Below are 1,906 nucleotides of genomic sequence, written 5' to 3'. Positions count from 1 at the left end.
GCAGTGTTTCGGTGGTCATGGCGAAGGGGAAACGCCCGGTTACATTCCGAACCCGGAAGCTAAGCCTTTCAGCGCCGATGGTACTGCACGGGGGACCGTGTGGGAGAGTAGGTCGCCGCCGAACAATCTTTGAATGGAGAGGGTCTTTCCTCCCGGTGTGAGCCGGGTGGGGAAGACCCTCTCCTTTTGTGTTTTCCGCCTCCCTGCCGCCCCCGGTTCGGCAGGGAGGCCCGGGCCGCGACGGGACTCACCGGCGCCCCGGGGGCACCGAGTGCCCGTTTCCCCTCGACCCTTGGGTACGGTGGCCCGCATGAGTGGTGAAGCATGGCTGATGTGGGACGAGGGCGTTACCCGCTACGACTTCGGCCCCGGGCATCCGATGGACCCGATCCGTCTGGAGCTGACCATGCGCCTGGTCGAGGAGTTCGGCCTCGACCGTCGGCTCACCGTCGAGAGCGCGCCCGCGGCGGGTGACTCGACCCTGCGGCTGGTTCACCGCCCGGACTACGTCGCGGCCGTCCGGGCCGCCTCCGCGGACCCGATGAAGGCGGACCCCGCCTACGGCCTGGGCACCGAGGACACCCCCGCCTTCGAGGGGATGCACGAGGCCTCCTCCCTGATCGCCGGCCTCTCCGTGGCCGCCGCGGACCGGGTGTGGTCCCGGCCCGACACCCACGCCGTCAACTTCTCCGGCGGCCTGCACCACGCCATGCCCGGGGCCGCCGCCGGCTTCTGCGTCTACAACGACGCCGCGCTCGCCATCGCCCGCCTCCTGGAGCGCGGGGCCCGCCGGGTGGCCTACCTCGATCTGGACGTCCACCACGGGGACGGTGTCCAGGCGGCCTTCTGGGAGGATCCCCGGGTTCTGACGATCTCCCTGCACCAGGACCCCCGTTCCCTCTTCCCCGGAACCGGCTGGGCGGAGGAGAACGGAGAGGGCAACGCCGCCGGTACGGCCGTCAACCTCGCGCTGCCGCCGGGCATCACCGATCACGACTGGTTGCGCGCCCTGCACGGCGTGGTGCCCGAGCTGTTGGCCTCCTTCGGCCCCGAGGTCCTGGTGACGCAGCACGGGGCCGACACCCACATCGAGGACCCGCTGGCCCATCTGGCGCTCACCCTGGACGCGCAGCGCTCCTCGATGGAGTCCTGTCACGCCTGGGCGCACGAGCACGCCGACGGCCGATGGTTGGCGCTGGGCGGTGGTGGCTACGCGGTGGTCGACGTCGTGCCGCGCAGCTGGACGCATCTGACCGCGATCGCCGGGCACGCGCCCATCGAGCTGACGACTCCGGTTCCCGAGAACTGGCGGGGCCTGGTCTACGCGCGGACGATGGGCGCCGGTCCGCACCGGATGACGGACGGGCGGACCCCGTCCTGGCGGCCCTGGGAGGAGGGCTACGATCCGGCGAACCCGGTGGACCGGGCGGTGATGGCCACGCGCCGGGCGATCTACCCCGCGCACGGCCTGCTGGTGTGAGGGCCGCGGCCCCCGGTGGTCCCCGGAGGACCGGCCCGGATGAGCCGGGACTACGGCGGAGTGACCGACGGTGTGGTCGTGGTGCGCGGGTCGACCGGTACCGATGGGGGAATGGAGTGTCGACAAAGCGACTGCTTTTCGGCTACGTCCCCGCCGCGTCCGGGGGGCCGGCGGGACCTCTCCACCCGCCGGGGAAGCGGGTGATGACAGCCCGTCATGGCCGGTGTCGGGCCGTATCGGGGGAAGTCCGGAGCGGTCGCTCGGGGCCGATGGGTGCAAAGAGCACCAATCGGGCCGGTGGCGTGTTCGGGGGAGTCGTGGGCTTTGCGACGCAGGTCAAGGGGTATCGAAGAAGACGGCCCGGTCGTTCCGGAACGGCGCCGGGAAGTCCCGGCCGGGTCGGGGAAGGGCGGAGAAGGCCGGGGG

General features: G+C 71.7%; 1 protein-coding gene and 1 rRNA gene. Both read left to right on the top strand.

Features of this window, described 5'->3' with window-relative positions; translation table 11 throughout:
• Window positions 1-7: 7 nt before the first annotated feature.
• Window positions 8-124: ribosomal RNA gene (gene rrf / locus FOE67_RS24310) — 5S ribosomal RNA — on the top strand.
• 186 nt (window positions 125-310) lie between these two features.
• Entirely contained in the window at window positions 311-1,480 is a 1,170-nt protein-coding gene (locus tag FOE67_RS24305) for an acetoin utilization protein AcuC (RefSeq protein WP_182666975.1), read from the top strand.
• The last annotated feature ends 426 nt before the right edge of the window (window positions 1,481-1,906 follow it).

This window comes from Streptomyces calidiresistens (assembly GCF_014141525.1).
Lineage (GTDB): Bacteria > Actinomycetota > Actinomycetes > Streptomycetales > Streptomycetaceae > Streptomyces > Streptomyces calidiresistens.
This window is presented reverse-complemented; position numbering and strand designations above follow the sequence as displayed.

What these genes read in the sequence shown, in the direction of transcription:
- FOE67_RS24305 (WP_182666975.1), top strand. Translation starts at nt 311, where the DNA reads ATGAGTGGTGAAGCATGGCTGATGTGGGACGAGGGCGTTACCCGCTAC.